The organism is Streptomyces sp. NPDC005393, from assembly GCF_040606675.1.
Lineage (GTDB): Bacteria > Actinomycetota > Actinomycetes > Streptomycetales > Streptomycetaceae > Streptomyces.
In genome coordinates this window covers 14,136-37,176 of record NZ_JBEXFG010000046.1, presented here as the reverse complement: position 1 = coordinate 37,176, position 23,041 = coordinate 14,136, and the positions used below count along the sequence as shown (strand labels likewise).

General features: G+C 69.7%; 19 protein-coding genes and 1 pseudogene. 4 read left to right on the top strand and 16 right to left on the bottom strand.

Annotation, left to right across the window (positions count from 1 at the left end):
* Window positions 1-268 precede the first annotated feature (268 nt).
* Genes ABZS71_RS28765 through ABZS71_RS28750 form a run of 4 tightly spaced genes read right to left on the bottom strand, consistent with a single transcriptional unit; the run spans window position 269 to window position 5,094 of the window.
* Window positions 269-1,414 carry an XdhC/CoxI family protein gene (locus tag ABZS71_RS28765; RefSeq protein ID WP_356214773.1) on the bottom strand — a complete coding sequence of 382 codons (1,146 nt, stop codon included), beginning with the start codon at window positions 1,412-1,414 and terminating at the stop codon, window positions 269-271.
* On the bottom strand, window positions 1,407-3,563 hold the full coding sequence (locus tag ABZS71_RS28760; protein WP_356214771.1) for a xanthine dehydrogenase family protein molybdopterin-binding subunit: 2,157 nt from the start codon (window positions 3,561-3,563) through the stop codon (window positions 1,407-1,409). Before ABZS71_RS28760 ends, ABZS71_RS28765 begins: the two co-directional genes overlap by 8 nt.
* Window positions 3,560-4,552 (bottom strand): xanthine dehydrogenase family protein subunit M, encoded by a 993-nt coding sequence (locus ABZS71_RS28755; RefSeq protein ID WP_356214769.1) that lies wholly within the window; start codon window positions 4,550-4,552, stop codon window positions 3,560-3,562. Before ABZS71_RS28755 ends, ABZS71_RS28760 begins: the two co-directional genes overlap by 4 nt.
* Window positions 4,549-5,094, bottom strand: a complete 546-nt coding sequence (locus ABZS71_RS28750; protein ID WP_356214767.1) for a 2Fe-2S iron-sulfur cluster-binding protein — start codon at window positions 5,092-5,094, stop codon at window positions 4,549-4,551. Before ABZS71_RS28750 ends, ABZS71_RS28755 begins: the two co-directional genes overlap by 4 nt.
* A gap of 281 nt (window positions 5,095-5,375) precedes the next feature.
* Here ABZS71_RS28750 and ABZS71_RS28745 point away from each other — a divergent pair, with 281 nt between their 5' ends.
* Window positions 5,376-5,954, top strand: a complete 579-nt coding sequence (locus tag ABZS71_RS28745; RefSeq protein WP_356214765.1) for a TetR/AcrR family transcriptional regulator — start codon at window positions 5,376-5,378, stop codon at window positions 5,952-5,954.
* Between the two features lie 187 nt (window positions 5,955-6,141).
* On the opposite strand, the gene ABZS71_RS28740 is transcribed toward ABZS71_RS28745, so the two are convergent.
* Window positions 6,142-6,576 carry an acyl-CoA dehydrogenase gene (locus ABZS71_RS28740; protein WP_356214795.1) on the bottom strand — a complete coding sequence of 145 codons (435 nt, stop codon included), beginning with the start codon at window positions 6,574-6,576 and terminating at the stop codon, window positions 6,142-6,144.
* A 214-nt stretch (window positions 6,577-6,790) separates the two neighbouring features.
* Between ABZS71_RS28740 and ABZS71_RS28735 the strand changes: the two are divergent.
* Window positions 6,791-7,021, top strand: a pseudogene (locus tag ABZS71_RS28735) (VOC family protein); the annotation flags it as partial.
* A 134-nt stretch (window positions 7,022-7,155) separates the two neighbouring features.
* On the opposite strand, the gene ABZS71_RS28730 reads toward ABZS71_RS28735, so the two are convergent.
* A complete protein-coding gene (locus tag ABZS71_RS28730) occupies window positions 7,156-7,689 on the bottom strand; it encodes a ferritin-like domain-containing protein (protein WP_355856145.1) in 534 nt (177 codons plus the stop codon).
* A 1,018-nt stretch (window positions 7,690-8,707) separates the two neighbouring features.
* Between ABZS71_RS28730 and ABZS71_RS28725 the strand changes: the two genes are divergently transcribed.
* A complete protein-coding gene (locus ABZS71_RS28725; RefSeq protein ID WP_355856148.1) occupies window positions 8,708-9,085 on the top strand; it encodes a hypothetical protein in 378 nt (125 codons plus the stop codon).
* Window positions 9,086-9,098: 13 nt separating this feature from the next.
* Window positions 9,099-11,414, top strand: coding sequence for a N,N-dimethylformamidase beta subunit family domain-containing protein (locus ABZS71_RS28720; RefSeq protein ID WP_356214763.1), 2,316 nt, complete (start codon window positions 9,099-9,101; stop codon window positions 11,412-11,414).
* Window positions 11,415-11,795: 381 nt separating this feature from the next.
* Here ABZS71_RS28720 and ABZS71_RS28715 read toward each other — a convergent pair whose 3' ends face one another.
* The 10 genes from ABZS71_RS28715 to ABZS71_RS28670 form a co-directional block, all read right to left on the bottom strand.
* Entirely contained in the window at window positions 11,796-12,809 is a 1,014-nt protein-coding gene (locus tag ABZS71_RS28715; protein ID WP_356214761.1) for a histidinol-phosphate transaminase, read from the bottom strand.
* On the bottom strand, window positions 12,806-13,828 hold the full coding sequence (locus ABZS71_RS28710) for a 3-oxoacyl-[acyl-carrier-protein] synthase III C-terminal domain-containing protein (RefSeq protein ID WP_356214759.1): 1,023 nt from the start codon (window positions 13,826-13,828) through the stop codon (window positions 12,806-12,808). The genes ABZS71_RS28715 and ABZS71_RS28710 overlap by 4 nt, the downstream gene beginning before the upstream one ends.
* A complete protein-coding gene (locus tag ABZS71_RS28705; RefSeq protein WP_355856160.1) occupies window positions 13,825-14,475 on the bottom strand; it encodes an SRPBCC family protein in 651 nt (216 codons plus the stop codon). Before ABZS71_RS28705 ends, ABZS71_RS28710 begins: the two co-directional genes overlap by 4 nt.
* Window positions 14,447-16,165 (bottom strand): thiamine pyrophosphate-binding protein, encoded by a 1,719-nt coding sequence (locus ABZS71_RS28700; RefSeq protein WP_356214757.1) that lies wholly within the window; start codon window positions 16,163-16,165, stop codon window positions 14,447-14,449. The genes ABZS71_RS28705 and ABZS71_RS28700 overlap by 29 nt, the downstream gene beginning before the upstream one ends.
* Window positions 16,162-17,178 (bottom strand): GlxA family transcriptional regulator, encoded by a 1,017-nt coding sequence (locus ABZS71_RS28695; RefSeq protein ID WP_355856204.1) that lies wholly within the window; start codon window positions 17,176-17,178, stop codon window positions 16,162-16,164. The genes ABZS71_RS28700 and ABZS71_RS28695 overlap by 4 nt, the downstream gene beginning before the upstream one ends.
* 211 nt (window positions 17,179-17,389) lie before the next feature.
* Complete coding sequence (locus tag ABZS71_RS28690) at window positions 17,390-17,572, bottom strand: hypothetical protein (RefSeq protein ID WP_356214755.1); 183 nt, start codon at window positions 17,570-17,572, stop codon at window positions 17,390-17,392.
* Between the two features lie 184 nt (window positions 17,573-17,756).
* The gene (locus tag ABZS71_RS28685; RefSeq protein ID WP_356214753.1) at window positions 17,757-19,106 is read right to left on the bottom strand and encodes a condensation domain-containing protein; all 1,350 of its coding nucleotides are present in this window, start codon (window positions 19,104-19,106) and stop codon (window positions 17,757-17,759) included.
* Window positions 19,107-19,174: 68 nt separating this feature from the next.
* Complete coding sequence (locus ABZS71_RS28680) at window positions 19,175-20,191, bottom strand: aldo/keto reductase (RefSeq protein WP_356214750.1); 1,017 nt, start codon at window positions 20,189-20,191, stop codon at window positions 19,175-19,177.
* Window positions 20,184-22,058 carry a transketolase C-terminal domain-containing protein gene (locus tag ABZS71_RS28675; protein ID WP_356214748.1) on the bottom strand — a complete coding sequence of 625 codons (1,875 nt, stop codon included), beginning with the start codon at window positions 22,056-22,058 and terminating at the stop codon, window positions 20,184-20,186. The genes ABZS71_RS28680 and ABZS71_RS28675 overlap by 8 nt, the downstream gene beginning before the upstream one ends.
* Window positions 22,059-22,101: 43 nt before the next feature.
* Window positions 22,102-23,040 (bottom strand): isocitrate lyase/phosphoenolpyruvate mutase family protein, encoded by a 939-nt coding sequence (locus ABZS71_RS28670; protein WP_355856174.1) that lies wholly within the window; start codon window positions 23,038-23,040, stop codon window positions 22,102-22,104.
* Window position 23,041 lies beyond the last annotated feature (1 nt).

The following is a 23,041-nucleotide window of genomic DNA, read 5'->3' as shown; positions in this document are numbered from 1 at the left end:
ATTCCTCGTCAGACCGGTACTGGCCATCGCCCTCCCGCTCTTATGCCTGACGGCGCCGGATGCCACGGCCGCCCCAGGGGCACCACCGCGGGCTGCTCCGTCGGCCGCAGATACGGTCCCCACTGTGGCGGCAGCCGACTGGAGACCCCCGCTGAGCAGCGGTCGGCGATGACTACTCACAGGTCGCACAGGGAGGGTGCCACAGTTTCCGGCACCCACACAGGCTCGCGCACTCGCGTCCGGCCGCCGGACCGCCGCGCCCGAGCCGTCAGGCTGCGGCCGCCACGGCTCCCCGCTCTCCCCCGTCACGGTGAATCGGCGTCCCCGAGCCGGTCAACGGAACGCCCGTGCCGCCCCGCCGGGCCGCGACGATCTCCGCCGCGATGGACAGGGCGGTCTCCTCGGGCGTACGGGCGCCGAGGTCGAGGCCGATCGGCGACCTCAGCCGAGCCAACTCCCGCTCGCTGACGCCGGCTTCACGCAGCCTCCGGTTGCGGTCCTCGTGGGTGCGGCGCGAGCCCATCGCGCCGACGAACGCGACCGGCATCCGCAGGGCCGCCTCCAGCAGGGGTACGTCGAACTTGGCGTCGTGGGTGAGCACGCACAGGACTGTGCGGCTGTCGGTCGCCGTGCGCCGCAGGTAGCGGTGGGGCCAGTCGACCACGATGTCGTCCGCCTCGGGGAAGCGGGCCCGCGTGGCGAAGACGGGGCGGGCGTCGCACACGGTCACGTGGTAGCCGAGGAACGTGCCCGCGCGCACGAGGGCCGCGGCGAAGTCGATCGCCCCGAAGACGATCAGGCGGGGCGGTGGCACGCTCGACTCGACGATCAGTGTGATGCCGCCGGGGCAGTGCGATCCGTCCTCCGAGAGGTCGACCGTGCCGGTGCGCCCCGTGTCCACCATGGCACGGGCCTCGGCCGCAGCCGTCCGGTCAAGCTCCGCGTGGCCGCCGAGACCGCCTTCGTACGACCGGTCGGAGCGCACGAGCAGGGCCCTGCCGAGGAGTTCGGCCGGACCCCGGGCGACCCGGGCGACGGCAGCCGGCTCGCCCCGGGCGGCAGCCGACAGCGCGGCCCCGAACACCGTCCTGCCGGGTGCGTCCGCGCCGACCGGCGTGATCAGGATGTCGATGACCCCGCCGCAGGTCAGCCCGACCGCGAAGGCGTCCTCGTCGCTGTAGCCGAATCGCTCCAGGACGGTCTGTCCGTCCCGGAGGGCCTGGAGACACAGGTCGTACACCGCTCCTTCCACGCAGCCGCCGGAGACCGAGCCGACGGCCGTGCCCTCGCTGTCCACGGCGAGGGCGGCGCCGGGACTGCGCGGCGCGCTGCCGCCGACGGCCACGACGGTGGCGACGGCGAAGTCCCGGCCCTCCTCGGCCCAGCGGTTCAACTCCTCGGCGATGTCAAGCATCCCGTGCTCCCGTACCCGTACCCGTACCCGCCAGCAGGACGCGGTCGGGCCGGATCGGCAGGCTCCGGTGGCGTACGCCGGTCGCGTGCCAGACCGCGTTGGCGATCGCCGCCGCGGCGCCCACGATCCCGATCTCTCCGATGCCCTTGATCCCGACCGGGTCGTCCTCATCCGGGTCGTCGACCCAGTCCGCCTCGATGTGCGGAACGTCGGCGTGCGCGGCGAAGTGGTAGCCGGCGAGGTCGGCACCGACGTGGCCGCCCGAGGCCTGGTCCCTGACCGCCTCCTCGTGCAGGGCCATGGAGATGCCCCAGGTCATACCGCCGACCAACTGGCCGTGCGCCGTGAGGGGGTTGACGATCCGGCCCGCCGCGAAGATCCCCAGCATGCGCCGTACGCGTACCTCGCCGGTGGTGACGTCCACGGCGACCTCGGCGAACTGCGCTCCGAACGAGTGCCGTTCCTTATGCGCGAGGGCAGCGATGGCCGCGGAGGTGTCCGAACGCACCGTGATTCCCTCCGGCGGAATGGCGCCGCCCAGGGCCAGTTGCTCCCGCAGGTCGCCCGCCGCGGCCGTGACCGCCCACGCCCAGGAGCGGGTGCCCATCGAGCCGCCGGCGATCATCGCCGGGCCGAAGTCGCTGTCTCCGATGCGCACACGGACGCGGTCCGGTGCCACCTCCAGCGCGTCGGCGGCGATCAGGGTCAGCGCGGTCCGCGCTCCGGTTCCGATGTCCGCCGCGGTGATCCGTACGGTAAAGGTGCCGTCCGCCTCCGCCGTCACGGCCGCTGTGGAGGGGGCGGCTCCCGCGGGGAAGAAGGCTGCCGCCGTGCCGGTCCCGAGCAGCCGGCGCCCTTCGCGGCGCAGGCCGGGACGCGGATCCCGGTCCGCCCAGCCGAACCTGCGGGCGCCCTCGTGGAAGCAGGCGAGCAGATTGCGGCTGCTGAACGGCAGTCCGGACACGGGGCCTGTCTCGGGCTCATTGCGGGCGCGCAGCGCGATCGGGTCGATGCCGCACCTCTCGGCCAGTTCGTCGAGCGCGGATTCCAGCGCGAACGACCCCGGTGCCTCACCCGGCGCGCGCATCCACGTCGGTGTCGGCACATCGAGCCGTACGACCCGGTTGGCGGTGTGGTGGGCCTCGGCGTCGTACAGTACCCGCCCCACCCCGGCGCTCGGCTCGACGAACTCATGAACGGTCGACGTGAGGTTCAGGGAGCGGTGCTCCAGCGCGCGCAGCCGCCCGTCGGCGTCGGCGCCGAGCCTGATCCGCTGCGCCGTGGGGCTCCGGTAACCGACGAGCGAAAACATCTGACGACGGGTCAGCACTACTCTGACCGGGCGCTGGAGGGCGGTCGCGGCCATCACGGCGGCCACCTGGTGCGGGCGGACCCCCTTGGAGCCGAAGCCGCCGCCGACGTGTTCGGAGCGCACCCGCACCGACGCCGGGTCGAGCGAGAACAGCTTCGCGAGCTCCTCCGCGACCCATGTGCTGCCCTGGTTGGAGTCGACGACTTCGAGCCGGCCGCTGTCCCAGCGGGCCGTCGCCGCATGCGGTTCCATCGGGCTGTGGTGCTCTTCGGGTGTGGTGTACTCCGCGTCCACGACGACGGCGGACAGGGCGAGTTCGGACTCCAGGTCCCCCTTCTCGGCCACCGCCTGTGCGTGGGGGACGTCCGCCGGCGTGTACGTACCCGGATGTCCCTCGAAGAACGCGACGTCGTGCGGTTCCTCGTCGTACCGGACCACCAGCGCTTCGGCGGCCTCCCTGGCCTGCTCGGACGTCTCGGCGACGACCAGCGCCACGGGCCAGCCCATGTGCGGCACGCGGTCGTGCTGGAAGACCGCGGCGGTCGGGTCGGGCAGGTTCCCCAGCAGCCCTATGTAGTCGGTCTCGACGCGCGGGGCGTTGCCGTGGTGCAGGACGGTGAGGACGCCGGGCATCCCGAGGACGGGGGCGGTCTCCACCGAGCGGATGCGGCCGCGGGTGACGGTGGACAACACCAGCCAGCCGTGGGCGAGTTCGGCGAAGGGAATCTCTCCCGCGTAGCGGGCCGCTCCGGTGACCTTGTCCCGGCCCTCCACGCGGGTGTGCGCGACGCCGACGGCGCCTTTCACGGTCGTGGTTCCGGTCGTGACCGTGGTCATCGGGCGGCCTCCTCGGCGAGTTCGGTCAGCACGGCCACCACGAGGTTGCGCATCAGGGTCACCTTGTATCCGTTCTGGGGCAGCGGCTTGGCGGCTGCCAGTTCGGCGTCCGCGGCGGCGGCGAAGGTTTCGGCGTCGGCCGGTGCCCCGGTCAGCACCCGCTCGGCCTCCCGGGCCCGCCACGGCCGGGAGGCGACCGCACCGAAGGCCAGGCGGACATCGCGTACGGCTCCGTCCCGGACGTCGAGCGCGGCGGCGATCGAGCCGATCGCGAACGCGTACGAGGCGCGCTCGCGCACCTTCCGGTAGCGGGAGCGGGCGGCGACCGGAGCGGGTGGCAGGGTGACGCCGGTGATCAGCGCTCCCGGCGGCAGGGCGGTCTCCATGTGTGGGGTCTCGCCCACGGGCAGATAGAACTCGGTGAGCGGCAACTCGCCCGGCCCGTCGGCCGTTTCGTACGAGACGACGGCATCGAAGGCCGTCAGCGCCACGCCCATGTCCGAGGGGTGGACCGCCACGCAGTGTTCGGAGGCGCCCAGGATCGCGTGGTTGTGGTGCTCGCCCCCGATGGCGGGGCAACCGCTGCCGGGGACGCGCTTGTTGCATGGTCTGGCCACGTCGGCGAAATAGCCGCATCGGGTGCGCTGAAGCAGATTCCCGCCGACCGTGGCCATGTTGCGCAGCTGGCCCGAGGCGCCGGCCAGCACCGCCTGCGCCAACGCCGGGTAGCGGCGGCGGACTTCGGGATGGGCGGCAAGGTCACTGTTGGTGACGGTAGCGCCAATGCGCAGGCCGCCGTCCTTCGTCAACTCGATACGGTCGAGGGGCAGTTCGCGTACGTCGATGAGCCGGGCCGGCCTCTCGACACCGCTCTTCATCAGGTCGACGAGGTTGGTGCCGCCGCCGAGGAAGCGCGCGTCCGGATCGGCGCCGAGCAGCGCGACCGCGCCGGAGACGTCGAACACCCGCTGATAGCCGAACTCCCTCATGCCGCCGCCTCCGCCTCGACCGCGGCCGCCCGGGCGACCGCCTGGACGATCGACACGTACGCGCCGCACCGGCACAGGTTGCCGCTCATCCGCTCCCGGATCTCGTCGGCGGTCAGCGGCGGCGGTCCCGCCTCAGGCCGGACGTCGTCGGTGACGGCGCTCGGCCAGCCTGCCGCGTGCTCCTCGATCACCGCGACGGCCGAACAGATCTGACCGGGCGTGCAGTAGCCGCACTGGTAGCCGTCGAGGTCGAGGAACGCCTGCTGCACCGGGTGCAGCCGCTCGCCGTCGGCCACGCCTTCGATGGTGGTGATCTCACGCCCCTCGGCCGCCACCGCGAGCTGCAGACAGGAGACAGCCCGGCGTCCGTCGAGCAGCACGGTGCAAGCACCGCACTGGCCCTGGTCGCAGCCCTTCTTTGTGCCGGTCAGATCGAGACGCTCACGCAGTGCGTCGAGCAGGGTGGTGCGGTGGTCAACGGGCAGCGTGTACTTCTCGCCGTTGATGTGCAAGGTGATGGCGCTGGACGTCGATGGGGCCATGAGCAGCCTTCTTTCGCATATCCGGGGCACGTCGTCGGGACGATCCGGCAGGCAGACGAATCAGGAGACAGGGAGATGGCGCTGTACGTAGCGATGTCGGCTCGGAAGCGTGCAGGATGCGGGGGAAGGAACGCCGGTCGCGATCGCCACCGACCGCCCACGCCGGCTGCATCCGGCGCTATGGTGGACCTAACCGGACAGCTGTCCAATACTCGGAAACGTACCGGACAGCTGTCCGCTTGGCAAGGCCCGGTTCGACCATGAGCCCGCGAGGAGGACGAGTGCAGCAGAAGAAAGACGCGCCTCTGCGCTCGGACGCGCAACGGAATCGCGAGCGCATCCTGGAAGTGGCCCTGGCCGAGCTGACGCGCTGCGCGGACGCCCCGCTGAACGCGATCGCCAAGAAGGCGGGCGTCGGTCAGGGCACGTTCTACCGCAACTTCCCCAACCGCGAGTCGCTCGTGCTGGAGATCTACCGCTACGAGATGCAGCAGGTCGCCGACACCGCGGCCCAGTTGCTCAAGGCCCGGGAACCGGACCACGCCCTGCGGGAGTGGATGGACCGCCTCGCCCAGTTCGCCATGGCCAAGGCCGGACTGGCGGACGCGATACGCCAGGCCACCAGCGCACCCGGGAACATGGCGAAACCGGGACACGCCCCGGTGACCTCCGCGGCCGAACTCCTGCTGCGGGCCAACCAGGAGGCCGGCACCATCCGCCCGGGAGTGACCGCGGACGACTTCCTCCTCTCCATCGCCGGCCTCTGGCAGATCGATCCCCGCGGGGACTGGCAACCGCGTGTCACCCGGCTTCTGGACCTCGTCATGGACGGACTGCGTGCGGGAGCACCCGGGCGCTGAGCGCCGCCCGACCCACGTGGGCGGCGAGGCTACGACCGGTGGTAGGGGGTTGTGCCCGCCCGGGCCGCTCGGTAACGCGCGCCTCGGACCCGGCCTTTGCGCGGCGACCCCGTCATACTGTGTGCCCGCGGCCGGGGCGGGGAAACGGTGGTGGTCTCTCCTCGAGTTGGGCGTACAGATCGGCCACCTAGTCCGGCCCGGCGAGTGGGCCCCGGGTCAGTGCGGACGGAACGTCGAGTACGGCCTGCGTCTCGTCCAACCGGGGCATGAGGGTGCGGCAGGTGTGGGCCAGTCTGTCGGGCAGGGCACGGGTGTCCTCGACGGTGAGCAGCCCGGCCTCGTGGTACCAGCCGCTGTGAGCGGTGATCTCCTCCAGGCAGAAGAGCTGGTAGAGCTGCGCACGGATGTCGGTGGCGGAGCCGGAGGGCGGCTCGCCGGGGCGGTACGCGGCATGGGCTGCCTCCGCGGTCACGCGTGCCAGGTGCGCTTCGGCGAACCGCTGGGCCAGGTCGGTGTGAGTGTCCCAGGCCGTGAAGGCGTCGATGCCCAGCGCCTCAGCGGCGCGCAGGGCGGCGGTGAGTTCCGCGTGCAGCAGGCGTTCCCGGGCGCGGAAGAGGCGCAGCCAGTGGTCCGGTGCGTCCTCGGTGGGCGGAGCGGAGGCTCCACGCGGTAGTCACTTCGGAAGACGCCCATGGCTACTCCGAGGTCCTGGCAGGGTACGCGGCGGTGCGCCGGGCCCGGAGCAGGAAGCGGTCCAGGCGCAGTGGCTCCACCGTGTCCAGGGTGAACCCCGGCGGTGGCGAGCAACCGCGCATAGTGCTTGGCGGTCCGCACGACGCGGCATCGACGTCCTGCCCGCCGATCAGCGTGACCACCGCGCGGCCGGCCTCATCCTGGCGTTCACCATCACCGGCCTCGAAGCCGAGGAACGGCGACTCCGTGACCAGGGCGTGACGATCACCATGCCGCTGCGCGAAGAACCATGGGGTGAGCGGCTCTTCCAGATCACTGACCCCAACGGGGTCGTGGTCCAGTTCGTCGAGCGGGTCACACCGGCCACCTCCTGATCACGCAATCGGCGCCGACACGCTCTGCGCTCCCGCGCCACGATGCATCCGACGCGACCGCATCGGCGGCATCCTCCACGTGCCAACCTGTCGCCTGACCTACACGAACGTAATTCTCGGCACCTACACGGCTGTCAGACGCCGATCAGGTCCACCAGGTCGTCTGCGTGCTTTTCCTCTTCCTCCAGGATCGACTCCATCAGCCGGCGGGTGGTCGGGTCGTGGTCGCCCAGCCAGCGGATGATCTCCTGGTAACTGGCGATCACGATGCGCTCGGCGAGCAGGTTGTGCTCCAGCATCGCCTTCAAGTCGTTGTCGGCCGGTGTGGTGTAGTCGGTGTGGGCGCGCCGGGTCAGCGAGGCGGGGTCGAAGTCGGGGTCACCGCCGAGCTGGGAGACGCGTGCGGCGGCGCGCAGCGCGTGTTGCATCTCCTCCGCCGCGTGCTCGGTGAATTCCGCGGACACCTGGGCGCGGTCGATTCCGCTGGCCGAGATGGCGTGGCGGGTGTAACGCAGCCAGCACACCACCTCGGTCGCGATGACGTCGTTGAGGATGCCGATGACCCGGTCCTCGTCCAGGCCGTAGGTGTGCGTCACCGGTCCGGCCGCCATCTTCCGGCGGGCCTCTTCGCGGATCCTGCTCACGTCCAGCACGAAGTCGTCGCTCATCTGTGCCCTCTCTGCTCTCCTCGGGTTGGGGGGAGTGTTCCCACCGGGTCGGGAGAGACCCGCCGGGGGCGTGAAGATGACTGGTTCGCCGCACACTGCCAGCCGATCGGCGGTATCGGGCCGATGGTGTGGCGTCAGGCGTTGCCGTCCTCGGGGTGCGAGCGCTCGGTGTCGTCCCGTCGGTCGTCGGTGGAATCCCCACCCCGGTACCACCAGGCCGGCGCGTAGCGCTCCGGAATGGCTTGACTGCGCCTGACCTCAAGTAACGGGCTCGCTGAGCTGCACGACAGAATCGGTCCTCGTGCTCGGTACGGATGCTGTATCCGGTCACTTCACGCGTCGTCGCGTGGCTGGTGCTCTTGTCCCGATCACCGGCTGCCAATGAGGCGCAGATACTGATCCTGCGGCACGAGGTCGCAGTCCTGCGCCGACAGGTCGCCGCGCCCGGACCCAGCCGGCCGGACCGGGCCCTGATGACTGCCCTCGCCCGATTGCTCCCGCGATCCCTGCGCGGGGACCGGATCGTCTCACCTCGGACCCTGCTGGCCTGGCACCAGCGCCTGGTAACCAAGATGCGGACACTGCCGCCGCCCCCGGGGCGCCCGCCCCTACCGGAGGACGTCCGCGACCTGATCATCCGGCTCGGCACGGAGAACTCTCGCATCATCCCCCTGTCAACGGCTCGGGTTGAACGCCACGAGGCCGTCGCCGGCCTCATCAACGAGTACCGGCAAGCTCGCACCGCGCGGAGACTTTGAGGCTGTTCGCCGGCCCGTTCTTCGTGGACAAGGTGCGTCATGCCGGGACACCCGACACACTGGTTGGTAGTGCCGTTGTTTCTGGTGCCCCAACGGCGAGCGCCGCATGTCGAGGCGGATGCGCCAAGTAGATGGATGCGTCGGACGTGCGCTGTCGCACACCCACACCTCGAGACCGCCCCACTCGGGTCGCGGCCCGTCGTGGCGGAGCACCTGTCCGCCTCCCTCGCTCAATCGCTCCGCACATCCGGGAGGGACCCATGGGCATTGTTCTCCCCTCGCTCGACGAGCAGAACGCGCGCGAACATGCCGTTTACCGCCAAGTCGAGAATCACGTCTTCGAAACCGAGATCAAGCCGCGCGTCAGGCCCGAGATCATCGAGGAGCATCGGCGCCGACCCATCGGCAAGCACAGCGACGACCTTGAGCGGGTCCTCACCTACCTGCGCAGGCACCACTTCGAGATGACCGGCAAATACATCCTCGTCTGCACCAAACCGCACGAGGAGTGGCGAATCGCAGTGATCCGCGACGACGTGCCGCCACAACTCCTCGACGAGGCGTTCCCTGATCGATACGAGGCGGAGCACGCCTTGTTCCTCAAGCGTCTACGCGACGCCGGGCTGCTCACGGAGTGAGGGATGAGTTCCCATGAAGATCGTCGGCTATAGCGATCAACTGAGCCTCCGTCCCGGCCGGCAGGTGGACTTCCTCGTCAGTTGCGACGCCGAGCAGTACCACGCGGACATCGTCAAGCTGATCCACGGGGACACCAATCCCGACGGTCCGGGTTTCAAGATCGAGCCCGTGCACACCGAGGTCGACGCCGACTTCCCCGGCCGGGTCCAACGCGTCCATGCCGGCTCGCACATACTCGTGGACGATCACCCGACGCTTCAGGTGGACACGGCCTTCACGCTGCAGGTGTTCATCGCCCCCACGACCCCGAACAAGGGAGTCCAAGGGCTGGTCACCAAGTGGCATGAGGGCAGGCAGGCCGGATACGGCCTGTTCATCGGCGACGACGGCTGTCTGCAGCTCTGGCTCGGCGACGGCTCCGGCACAGTGCAGAAGGTCACCTCCGGCAAGCCGCTGCTCGCGGGCACCTGGTACCTCGCGTCCGGGTCGGTGAACACCGACGGCGAGATCCGACTTTGCCAGGAGCCGTTCGTGACCCCGGCCAACGGGCGGTTCACGATCGCGTCGTCGCTGGAGTCGACCACCGCGGTGGTCACCGGACGGGCTCGGACCACGCCGGCCTCGGACAACGACGTTCCGTTGGTGATGGCCGGCTACGTGGAGGCGCTGACCGACGAACTCATTGGCGTCGTGGTCGCAGGCCACTACAACGGCAAGCTGGACCGGCCGCGCATCCACCGCGAAGCCCTCTCCCCGGCACAGATCGTCTCGCAGGTCGACGCGGTCCGCGGGGCGACACTGGCGGCAGCGTGGAACTTCCAGGAGGAGATCACCGACTCCGGCATCCGGGGCACCCGCCACATCACCGACGTCTCCCCGAACCGACTGCACGGCCGCACGGTGAACGTGCCCACCAGAGCCGTCACCGGCTACAACTGGCAGGCACGCGAGCAGAACTTCATCCACGCGCCGGAGCAGTACGGCGCCATCCACTTCCACGACGACGATCTCGACGACGCCAGGTGGCAAGTCGGCTTCACGCTGACCGTCCCGGAGGACCTCGTCTCCGGCCTGTACGCGGCGCGGTTGCGCGCCGAGGACGACACCGACTACGTACCGTTCTATGTGCGTTCCCGCGAAGGCCGGGAGAAGAAGATCTGCTTCCTGGCGCCGACGGCGAGCTACATGGCCTACGCCAATGACCACGTCGCCGTCTCGACCCCCCTCGCCCAGTTGCTCATCGCACGAGCGCCCGTCCTCCAACAGCAGAACATCGTGCTCAGTGAACGCCGCGAGTTCGGACGCTCGACGTATGACACCCACAGCGACGGCTCGGGGGTGGCCTACTCGACCCGTCTGCGCCCCATCCTCAACATGCGCCCAGGATTCCGGCATTGGCTCTCCCCGTCGCTATGGCAGTTCAACGCGGACCTGCACCTCATCGACTGGCTCATCGAGAAGGAGTACGACTTCGATGTCATCACCGACGAGGACCTGCACCACGAAGGTGTGAGCGCGCTCAAGCCCTACCGCGTGGTCCTCACCGGATCCCATCCCGAGTACTACTCGGAGCAGATGCTCGACGCGCTGAACGGCTACCTCGACACCGGGGGCCGCATGATGTACCTCGGCGCCAACGGGTTCTACTGGGTCATCAACTACGACCCCGAGAACAAGAACATCATCGAGGTCCGCAAGGGACACGGCTCGAACGCGTGGCGCTGCAAGCCCGGCGAGTTCCACCTCTCGTTCACCGGGGAGTACGGCACCTTGTGGCGGCATCGAGGACGAGCCCCGCAGCGCCTCGTCGGTGTCGGATTCGTGGCACAGGGCTTCGACGTCTCGTCCTACTACCGGCACACTCCGGACACCTTCAACGGTGTCGCCTCCTGGATGTTCGAGGGCATCGAGAAGAACGGGAAGCTCGGCGATTTCGGGCTCGTGGGCGACGGCGCCGCAGGCCTGGAACTCGACATCTACGACGCCGAACTCGGCACGCCCCTCGAGACGGTGATCGCGGCCGCGTCGCAGGACCACACCGACATCTACCTCGAAGTGCTGGAGGAGCTGTACTTCAACGCCCCGGGCACGGGCGGAACCGAAGACCCGCGCGTGCGTGCCGACATCGTCTACTTCCCCACCCCCAACGGCGGCGGCGTATGGTCGGCCGGCTCGATCGCCTACTGCGGTTCGCTGTCGCACAACAACTATGACAACAATGCGTCGCGCCTCATGGGGAACGTCCTGAACCGCTTCCTGTCCGACGAACCCGCACCGCTCGGAGCCGGCTCTGAGAAGCAGTCGACCGAAGTCACCCAGGCTTCCTGACGCCTCTGCCCTCAGATGGTTCTCATACCGCGGCTCCCGCAGGCCCACCCGAGCAACGGGATGGGTAAGCCGTGCCGCCCTTCGAAAAAGCGCACTTACAGCCTTTGAGCAGACGCTGGAGTCTGAAAGTAAGCGTCCTGGAGGTTGCTCGCCGAACATGTACGGCGATTCTTCTGGTGGCCGCGGGGGGATGTGCGGTGCGCCGCTCCATGCGGTCCGTTGTCCAGGGTCCGGCTCGGCGGCCTGTTGTTCAAGGCCGGGGCGACTTCCCTCGGCTGGCAGGACGTGTCGCAGACCCTCGTCATCGTGGTCGTCTTCGGGATGGTCGACGATGTGGGTTTCGGACGGGACGGCGGAGGGCTAAGGGATATCAAACACGACTCATCGGGCCACACACTCTTTGAGTCGTCGGCCGAGTGGGGCCAGAGCGCGGAGGGCAGCGTTGTTGGCCGCGCGCTCGCCGATGGTGAGGCGAATGCCCTCCCCCTCGTAGTGGCGGGCCTGGATTCCCGCGGTGGCCAGGGCGGCGGCACAGTCCTCAAGCGGGTTGGGGGTGCCGAGCCAGAGGCAGTTGGCGTGACTATGGGTGACATGTTGCCCGAGCTGGGCGAGTTCGCCGCTGAGGCGTTCGCGTTCGGCGACGACGGTGTCGATGCGCTGCCGCAACTCGTCGCCCGCGCGGAGGGAGGCCTCGACAGCCGCGGCGGCCACCGCGTTGATTCCGTACGGCAGTTGCTGACAACGGATGCGGGCGATCAGGGCGGGGTGGCCCAGCCCGTAGCCGATCCGCAGGGCGGCCAGTCCGTAGGCCTTGGAGAAGGTCCGCAGGACCAGCAGGTTCGGGTGCGCGCGCAGGAGCGCACGGCTGTCCGGCAGCTCGGGGTGGCGGGCGAACTCGATGTACGCCTCGTCCAGCACCACGATGACGTGTTCGGGGATTCGTGCGAGGAACGCCGCCAACTCGGTTGCGGTGACCAGCGTGCCGGTGGGGTTGTGCGGGTTGCACACGACCACCACACCCGTGCGGTCGCCGATCGCGCGGGCGAGTGCGGGCAGGTCCTGGCGGCCGTCGGGCAGCAGGGGTGCGGGCACGGGTATGGCCCCCGCCATACCGGCCAACAGCGGATAGGCGTCGAAGGTCCGCCACGCGTACGCCTGGGCGTCGCCGGGCTTGATCACCGCATGGAGCAGTTGGAGCGCCACCCCTACCGAGCCGCTGCCCACCGCGACGGACTCCGGGGCCACCCGGCACCAGTCGGCGATGAGCTCGGTGAGCCGGTCAGGCAGGAACTCGGGGTACCGGTTGGCCTGCGCGGTGGCGTGTGCCATGGCCTCCCGCACGGACGGCAGCGGGGGGTAGGGGCTCTCGTTCAGTGCCAGGCGGTGCAGCGTCATCGGCCGCCTCCGCCGTGCCAGCGGATCGCCGCTGCTCCGGCGAAGTCACCGGCGTGTGCGAATCCGCCGAGCACCACCAGGCCTCCGTCAGGGACTCGCCCCGTGCGGATGGCATGGTCCAGGGTGATGGGGATCGCCGCGCCGAAGAGGTTGCCGTACTGATCGAAGGTGTCCGGATGCCTTTCGGGCGGTACCTCCAACGTGTGCCGCCAGTTGTGCAGAAAGGTCCGGTTGGGCTGGTTGGTGACGAGGGTGTCGATGTCGGTGCCGGCCTTGCCGAGCCGTCCGCACAGGTCCGTGACGACCTCGGGAACGAGACGGTTGCCGCGGTCCAGCACCCTCGCGACCCCCGCCTCGGTGAAGCCGATCCGAAGTTGCGCCTCCCCCGGTTCCCAGTACCTGCGGCCGTCGTCACACACCATGGTCATGTCGCCGGCGTAGTCGCCGACGTGCCGGGTCTCGACCCCCAGCACCGGTGCCGCGTCCGAGGTGGTGAGGTACCCCACACCGCAGCCGTCGCCCGGAATCGCCGCCTGGGCGAGTTTGCGCACCTCCGACTGGGTGAACAGCCGCCCCGCGGCGCTCTGCGCGTTGCAGAGCAGGGCCGTCCTCGCCTCGGTGGTGGTCAGGATCTGCCGGGCCAGCCCGAGCATGTGGATGAAGGACGCGCAGCCGGCGTTGGCCACGTCGACGAGCCACTCGGGACTCAGTCCCAGGCGTCGGGCCACCTCCGTGCCCGCGCCCACGAACGGCACATCCGGCAGCTGGCTGTGCACCAGGAGGACGTCCACGCCCCGGATCTCGTCCCGGCCGTGCCTTTCGACCAGCGGCTGCATCGCACGCTCGATCATGTCCACGTTGCTCTCGCCGGGGGCGACGTGGTGCCGTAACGGCGGGACCTTGAACATCGGGCTGTCGCGGAGCTTGTCCTCCGCCTCGGGGTGAGAGGTGTAGAACTCCGCGGGGACCGGATCGCCGGGCAGGTAGCCGGCGACGTCGGTGAGGCTGACGGTCGTCACCGCATCACCGCCGCGGGGGGCACACTGACCGGCAGGCCGTTCAGGTGGCGGTGTTCCAGGATCGCCTTGAGGTTGTTCATCTCCACGGTGTGACCGGCGTAGAACAAGTTCCAGTACTCGCCGACCCATCGCCGGTCCGGGTGCGGAGCACGTTCGGGGTAGGGGTTGGTCTCGTAGTACGGGTGGCGGCAGTTGGTCCAGGTGATCAGCGAACCCGGCCGGTCGAGCACCAGCTCCGCCGGGATCACCCGCATCATGTAGACCATCCAGAGTTTCTCCCCCTGGTCCCAGGCACAGTGGTAGTCCACCGTCATGGCCTCGGGGTGGGCGACTGTCCTGCAGTAGATGTCGGTACCCGGCTCCAGCAGGTCGAGGCCGACCCACAGACCAGGGGGCCCGGCAGGCCTGAACTGCCGCATGCTGCACGTCCATTCCTCCAGATGGTGTCCCTGACGCAAGTAGTCGTAGGTGATCTCCGGCGGACAGTCGACGTACTCCTGGATCGTGCAGTACTGCCCGTAGACCTGCTGATGCGGGTAGGACTCGCGGGTCATCTCGGCGCAGTGGGCCGCCAACTGCTCCGGTGGGGTGTTCTCCACCCGGATCAGTCCGGGGACGTCAGCCAACGTGGACCGGTCCGTGCTCATGCGAGTTCTCCTCGACGTCGGTGGGGTTCTGGCCAAATGCGGTCAGGAAGGGAAGGAACGGCGGTATTTCACGAGGGTCGAAGTCCATGGCGGCCAAGGCCGGTCCGGGGCTGCGGTTGGTCCGCAGCAGCGCCCGGTGCAGCTGAGCGGCGGACTCCGCCCGGGCCACGTCAAGGGCCGGGAACATCGCGGCCGCGCCACCGGCGATATCGGCCGGCAGGAAGAGGTTGTCGCCGCGGGCCCCGCCCTGGAACAGGTCTTCGCGGGTCACGCACATGGCGTGCGCGTTGTTGTTGAGGATCACGAAGGTGACGGGTGCGGCGTACTCCACCGCGGTGTGTACCTCCATTCCGTGCATGAAGAACGCCCCGTCCCCGGCGATGACGTAGGTGCGACGCCCGGTGGCGAGCGCGGCACCGATGCCCGCCCCGAAGGTGTAGCCCATGCCGCCCATGCCCACCGCCACCACGAACCGGCCGTGGCGCGGGGCGGGAAGCAGGTGGATGGCGCTGGCCCCGACGTTCCCGGCATCAACGAAGACGTGAGCGTCCGGTGGCAGGGCCGCCTCGATCGCGGCGAGCGCGTGGAGGTAGGACTCGGCGCCACCGTTGGGCGGAACCGGCAGCGTGGCGAGCTCCCCGTGGCCGGGCAGGTCATGAGACCGCGGTTCCAGCCGGCCGGTCAACGTACGCAGCGTTTCCCGCAGGCCGCCGCTGAGCGCCGTGCCCGCCACGAAGGGAGGTTCCGGATCGACGCAGATCACCGGGGTGTCGGCGAGTGCCGCTTCCAGACCGCCGCGGGCCATCAACGGCAGCCGGGTCCCGACCAGCAGGCAGGCGTCGGACCGCCGCAGGCACTGCTCGACGTTGAGGTGCCCCATGACTCCGGCGACCCCGACGAAGCGGGAATCGTGGTTGTCGAAGACGTCCTTGGCGTCCGGGGTGACGGCCACGCAGGCTCCGAGGCGCCGCACCAACTCGGCCAGCTCCGTCCGCGCCGCCGCGGTGGCCACGCCCTCGCCCGCGATCACCAGGACGTGGTCGGCGGCGCCCAGCACGCGCACCGCCCGGTCCACGGCCGTAGCGTCCGGCCCTACCGGCGGCGGGGGTGGCTGGACGGGTGAGTCCACCCGCGTCGGCGGGAGGGCGACGGGTGCCTGCTGCACGTCCTTGGGCAGCAGCAGCACCGCGGGGCCCTTGGGATCCGTCTGTGCCGTCGTCACCGCGCGCGCCAGCAGTTCCACGATCGAGTCCGGCTCGGTGACCCGGGCGCAGAACCGGGAGACGGGCTCGAACACCTCTCGCGCGTCGAAGGAGCCCGCCTTGCCACTGGAGTCCTGGAACGCGCCCTGACCTTCCAGAGCGGTGGGCGGCTGTCCCACCAGCGCCAGCACGGGGATCCGAGAGGCGTACGCCTCCGTCAGCCCGGGCACCAGGTTCATCGCTCCGCCGCCCGAGGTGGCCGCGACGACCCCGAGGCGCGCTGTGGCCCGGGAGTACCCGTCAGCCATCGTGACCGCGGAGAACTCGTGTTTCGCCACGACGGAACGCACCAGGCCGGCGGTGTGGTGAACGGCGTCGTACAGATCTTCGATGTTCGCGCCGCCGACACCGAAGACGTGGCTGACTCCGGCCCGGCCCAGTTCCGTGGCCAGATAGTCGACAAGGCGTATGGGGCCGGCGGCCGTCATGCCGAGCTCACCTGCTCTCGGTCGGTCCCGAGGATGAGGCCGGACGGCGACAGGGCTTGGAAGCGTTGCCGGTAATCGCTCGGATTGACCCCGACGGCCCGGCCGAACGTCCGGATGAATGTTTCGACCGTCAGGAATCCACACCGCGGGGCGACCTGGCCGACGGCCAGGTCGGTGCTCTCCAGCAACATGCGGGCTCGGGCGATGCGCACCCGCGCCACGTACTGGCCCGGTGTCGCGCCCACCTCGCGCCGGAAGACCCGGGCGAAGTTGCGCGGACTCATGTTGGCACGCTCGGCTAACTGGGGCACCGGCAGCGGGCGATCGAGATGGTCCACGATCCACTGCTGTGCATCCCGGATCGGCGCGCGGTCGGCCAGCTGCGCGTCGAGCATCGTACTGAACTGGGACTGGCCGCCCTGCCGTTTGAAGACCAGGACGAGAAAGCGGGCCATATCCAGTGCGCACGCCGCACCATGGTCGGCTTCGACCAGCGCGAGGGCCATGTCGATTCCCGTGGACACGCCTGCCGAGGTGACGTACGGCCCGTCCCAGACGAAGATCGGCTCTGGGTCCACCGCCACGTGCGGATAACGGCGCGCCATGTCCTCGCAGTACGCCCAGTGCGTGGTGGCACGCCGCCCGTCCAGGAGGCCGGCCTCGGCGAGCAGGAACGACCCACCGCAGACGGATGCGACCCTTCGTGAGCGGGTCGCCGCCCGCCCGATCCAGGAGATCAGCGTCCGGTCCGCCAGGGCATCCTTCAATCCCCAGCCGCCTGGGACGAGAAGGGTGTCGATGGGGCCCTCGCCCGCGTCCAACGGCTCGGCCTGAATCACCACCCCGGACGAGGTCCGCACCAGGGGCGCATCAGCCGAGACACACTCGATCCGGTAGCCGGTGCCCGGCTCGGACAACAGCCGGTTCACGGTGTCCAACACTTCGATGGGTCCGGTGATGTCCAGTGCCTGAGCACCCGGATAGACGACTGTCACAACACGTCGCTGCGTCACGATCACAGTCTGTATCCGCCTCGGGCGCGGCCGCAATGACAACCTGTTGACGCTTACTGCCACTGCGGAGTGGCCGGCGAAGAGACGAACGGTCCTGCGCGGTGGTCGACAAGCCGTCCGCGGGCCGGCGAAGGCCGAGCGCCGTACCGGGGGTTACCGGGAAGACCTGGCGCCGGCGGCGCCGGGGTATCAGCCCGGGCAGTGCCGCCTTTCAGACCACGGTTTTGCCCAGACCGGGTTTCAGGACCTGCGCTGCCAGTTCGGCGTGAAACTCGGCAGAGCGCCACACCGCCGCCTGCTGGTCGAGGCCGGGAACGACGTGGTCCACCAGGCGGCTCGCGTCGCTGTGTCCGTTGTCACCGGTTCCTGTGACGCAGGCGTGCGCTCTGCCCACCCACCTCACCGAGGAGGGCCACCGTCGACTCGTGGCGGCACGCTCCGCCGTCTACGCCATCGACCAGCGCGTGACCGACGCCGTCCCGGAGCAACGTCTCGCCGAGCTCCTCGCCGACCTCGACCACATGGCGGCGGCACTCGACGGGTGAGAACGGCCCCGCGTCAAGGCCGTTTCGTCTGGATCAACCGGTTTCCGTTCCGGCCCACCTCCGTAGCGTGTCACGGATGGCGGTCCACAGACGCTCAATGTCCGGCGCCTGGTACCAGTCCGTCTTCCAGTTGATGGTCACCCGCATGCCGTCGGAGTCCTCGTTCCAGAACGTCGCGATAGACGCGTCGTGCCATCCGACCGAGACCGGCAGCGTCGTGATGGTCAGGTTCTCGAACTGCAAGGGCCCGAGATAGCGCAGCATCCCGACCGTTTGTGCGTTGAAGGTGACATAGGGCTCCGAGGTGTGCCGCCCCAGGGCCCAGGGGGTCATCTCGGCGATGAGGCGGGGCCAAGGAACGCGGGCCAGGTCGAAGGCGCTGAGCACCCGGCGGTGGAAGGCTGCCAGGAAGTCATCCAGGTCAGTGGTCCGGCCCGGCGCGCTGGTCACCACCACCTTGCTGGACAGCCAGCCCACCATGCTGTCCGCCCCGGCCGCGTCGCGGTTGGCCGTGGACAGGGTCGTGGCCACCCGCTGGGCATCGGACAGCCGCCACAGCCCGTCATGCAGGGCCGCGTGCATCAGCGTCGGTGGGCTCATCCCGGCGGCCCGCGCACGCTTGGTGAGCGCCTGGCACAGCGGCGCATCGAGCCGTCGCACGATGCTGTCGCGCCGGTCGTAGCGGATGGTCCGGCTGCCGCTGAAACCGGCGATGGGGGTGGCCGGCACCGGGCCCGTGTCGCTCACCAGGTCAGCGAGAGCCCGCACCGCGGCCCGGCCCGGCCCGGACTCGAGCATGATGTTCTGCCTGCGCACGAATTCCGGGAACGCCTCGTCCGCGGGCGGCGGCAGCCGCGGGGGCTCGCCCTTGAGCGCGGCCGAGTAGAGCGCCGCCAGGTCCCGCATCAGCACGTTCAGCGACCAACCGTCGCTGATGAGGTGCTCCACAGTGAGCTGGAGCAGCGTGCGGGAGCTGCTCAACGGAACGACAAGCAGCCTGGCCAGCGGCCCGTCGACCAGGTTGAACGGACGGGCCGCAGCTTCCCTGAGCAGCGCCGGCACCGCATCGTCGGCCAATACGCTCGCGCCGGGGCCCGCCGCTGTTGCAGACAGTCGAGCCGGCGGCTGCGTGATGGTCAAGTCGGTGGGCTCCGGCCGTTCCGGTATCGTCCAGCGGCCCGAGTGCGGGTCAAAGCCGCTGGCCAGCACCGGGTGCCGCAGTTGCAGGGCGTGCCAGGCGGTGCGCATAGCACGCTCGTCGAAGAAACCGTCCGCACACAAGGAGGCAACGGTGTGGTGGGCATTTCGCACGTCCCCGGCCGCGTCGGACAAGGTCTGTCCAAGTCGGTGCCGCTGATTCCAGGACGCCCACAGGACGCTCATCCTGCTGCTCCTCCCTTTTGTCGAGGCCCGGGCCCCGCCACTGCGTCAGGTGGCGGGACCCGGGCGCGTCAGCCGTCGATGGTGGCGCGGCTCGCGTATCTGTCGCCGGCGGCGGCGTCCGCCGGGAACGCGGCCTCCAGTTCCGCGGCCTGCGCCGCGGTCAGGGTCACCGCCGCGGCGGCAAGGTTCTCCGCCAGGTGGCTCCGGCGGGTGGTGCCCATCAGAGCTACCACGTCATCCCCGCGGTCAAGCACCCAGGACAGGGCGAGTTGTGCGGGAGTGAGCCCCCATGCCTCGGCGAGCCGGGCGAGCCGCCGTACCAGTACCTCGTTGCGGCCGAGGTTTTCCGGTAGCAGGCGTGGCAGCCCGCGCCGGTAGTCGTCGTTGGAGAGCTTGGCGATGTCGAGCCGACCAGTGAGGAAACCGCGGCCGAGAGGGGCATACGCGATCAGGCTGCCGCCCAGTTCGCGCAGGGCAGGCAGCACCTCGTCCTCCACTTCGCGCGACCACAGGGAGTACTCGGTCTGGACCACGCTCACCGGATGGACGGCCGCCGCGCGCCGAAGAGTCGCCGCCCGCACCTCGGACAGCCCGATGGAGCGCACCTTGCCCGCTGTCACCAGCTCTGCCATCGCACCGATCGAGTCCTCGACAGGCACCCGGCGGTCCACCCGGTGCAGCAGGTACAGGTCGATGGTCTCCACTCCCAGCCGCTCCAAACTGGCGTCGCAGGCCCGGTGGATGTGCTCCGGGCTGCCGTCCAGACCACGGTAGGCGGGGTCGTCCGCACGCCGAAGCTGGCCGGCCTTGGTGCTCACCAGTACCCGGTCGCGCCGACCGCGCAGGGCCTCGCCGAGCAGCCGCTCGTTGCTGAACGGGCCATAGACGTCCGCCGTGTCCAGCAGGGTGATTCCGGCGTCCACGGCGGCTTGGATGGTACGGATCGACTCCGCCCGGTCCGCGACTACGTAGAAATCGCTCATGCCCATGCAGCCCAGGCCGACGGCGGAACAGCTCAGGTCCCGGCCCAGCCGACGCCGGGGCACCGGCCGGACCGAGCTCCGATACGGAACTGCCTCAGCCATCGGAGAGCAGCTTCTGGGCCGCCCGGACGATGTCGCCGACCCCGAGCCCACACGCTTCGTACAGATCGCTGACCGGCTTGCCGTGCATGCCGTAGTCGGTGAGGCCGATGGCGGTGGAATGCGGCGACAGGAACTCCCCCAGCACCGAGGGCGGACCGTTGTGGACGCTGAGCGACGGCACGTCGAGCGGGACCACTTCGCGGCGGAAGGCGAGGTCGCGGCCGGCGAACCTGCTGGCGGAGAAGACGTTGGCCACCCGGATCCGGATGTCCCCCTCAGCGCTGAGCCGGTCGGCGGCTTCCAGCGCCTGTGGCACCATCGACCCGGCGGCCAGCACGACCAGGTCCGGCTCCTCCTCGTCGCGCAGGGTCCAGACCCCGGTCGAGGCGTCCCGGGCAAGCAACTGCCCCAGGTCCGTCAGGACGGGCAGCGCCTCGTGCGCCAGCCGCAGATAGACAGGGCGGCCGAGCGCCAGCGCCTCGTTGAACAACACCTTTGCCTCGTTGATGTCATTCGCTTCCAGGACTGTCAGGCCCGGCAGGCTGCGTACAGCGGCGAAGCACGCGTCGGACTGCACCATCTGCCCGAGTTCGTCACCGAGGCCCGCGGAGGTTCCGACGATCACGACGGGAATGCCGGGGAAGCAGATCGACTGCCGCAGCGAGTCGATCATCCGCCAGACGAAGCCCTCCATCAGGAAGACCACCGTCCGCAGCCCGGCGGCCGTGGCGCCGGCGGCCATCGAGGCCACGTCCTGCTCAGCGATCTGGTGCTCCAGCACCGGGCTCGTCGGGTTGGACCAGCTCCATGAGCGGTGCGCGTCGAGCATCGGCAGCAGCCCGGAGTTGCGGATCGCGTCCGGCGACACCACGAACAGGTCGCCGCCCGGGGCGATGTGGTCCACCAGTTCCTCGGCGAACTTCTTGCTCACCATCTTCTGGCCGACCGGATTGCGGGCCGGGTCCCAGGACAGCCGGACGCTCTCGCGCACCGGGGCCACCGGCTCGGCCAGCGGCTCCTGGCGGGCGGCCGACGACTGCGGGAAGCGCTCGGCCACCGCCCGCAGCGCTTCCTCGATGTCCGTCTCCAGGTCGTACTGCGGCCGGTACTCGACCGGTACCTCGCCACCCGCGTCGGGGCTGTCGCTGTACGGCGGGAGCAGCCCGTAACCCTTCGTGGTGTGCATCAGGAGCACGCTCGGCGCCGACTCCTCGCGGGTCCGCGTCAGGCCCTGGTGGACGGCCGCCAGGTCGTGGCCGTCCACATCGAAGATCTTCCAGCCGAACCCCTTCCACCACGAGCCGATGGAGTCGCGCAGGGTGCTCATATGGCTGCCGAATCCATTGGCGTCGACGGCCACCGTCACATTCTCCAGACCCAGCCGCACGGTGGTCTGCGCCGACTCCCAGACCTGGCCCTCGCTCAGCTCGGCGTCACCGAAGAGCACCAGCGTCTGGGTGTCCCGCCCGGCCCGCCGGTCGGCGAGGGCGAGGCCGTTGGCGAACGAGAGGCCCTGGCCGAGGGAACCGGTGGTCATCTCGAGGCCACGGGGCTGCTGTATCTGGGGAATGCGCGGCAACCGGTGGTTGACCGCCCCGAATGTCAGCAGCTCGTCGAGCGGTACGTCGCCGAGCCACCCGTGCAGCCACAGCGCGAAGTAATGCGCCGCGGCCGCGTGCCCCTTGGAGTGCACATACTTGTCGCGGTCAGCGGCCAGCCGCTGAGTGACGTCGAGACGGTAGTCCCCGGAGAAGTACAACGCGGTGAGGAAGTCCACCGGTGAGAGGCTGCCGCCCACGTGGTGGTTGGCCGACATGACGAAGTGGCGCATGGCCCGCGCGACTGGCGCGAGTTCTTTCTCGACCATGAGTCATCCTGTTCGCTGAGAGGGGCGGAAGGGTGATGGGGTGTCAAACGCGTGGGCCGGAGGCACGCGACAGCTCGGTCGCCTCCTCCTGCCATGCGCTGTTCGCGGATATGGCGCCGGTCCCGATGAGCTCCAGGACGTAGCGCACGTCGACCAGTTCGGTGTCGGCGGCGCCGGCCGTGCGGTCGGCGAGGATGCGCGAGAGCACGCTGTCGGCCGCGCCCACGAAGGCACGCAGCATCTGGTTGGCGTAGATGACCACGGAGACCCCGGCCGCGGTCAGTTCTTCCTCGGTCACCAGCGGATATGTGGTGGGTATGACGACCAGGGGGACGTGCTCGTGCGCCGCCCGGAACCGGTGGGCGAAGGCGAGCACCTCGTCCGCCACCTTCGCCTTGGAGTGGATGACGATGGCATCCGCGCCCGCCGCCGTATAGAGATCGGCGCGGTGCAGCGCGTCGTCCACGCGCTCCCCGGCGACCAGGGACTCGACGCGGGCGATGACGGTGAAGTCCGCGGTCCGCTGGGCCTTCTTGGCCGCCATGACGTTGGCCGCGAACTCGTGCGGGTCGGCGAGCCGCTGGCCCTCGCTGAAACTGTTGCGCTTGGGGAACCGCTTGTCCTCGATGCAGACGGCGGCGATGCCCGCCCGCTCGTACTCGGACACCATGTGCACGATGTTGTTGACGTCCCCGAAGCCGTTGTCGCAGTCTGCGATGACGGGGAGTTTGGAGGCCCGGTCCGCGATGCGCGCGGCGGCCAGGAAGTCGGTCATGGTCAGGATGCTGGCGTCCGGCAGCCCGTGCGACGCCGATATGCCGAGACCGCTCACCCACAGGGCGTCGAAGGAGTGCCGGTCCGCGAGCAGTGCGGTGAATCCGTCGTGCGCCCCGACCGCTTTCAGCAGCTGTCCGCTCCGCAGCCGCTCACGCAGCAGCCGGGCTTTGTCCTGGCGGGGTTGGGGCGGCAACTCTAAAGACATT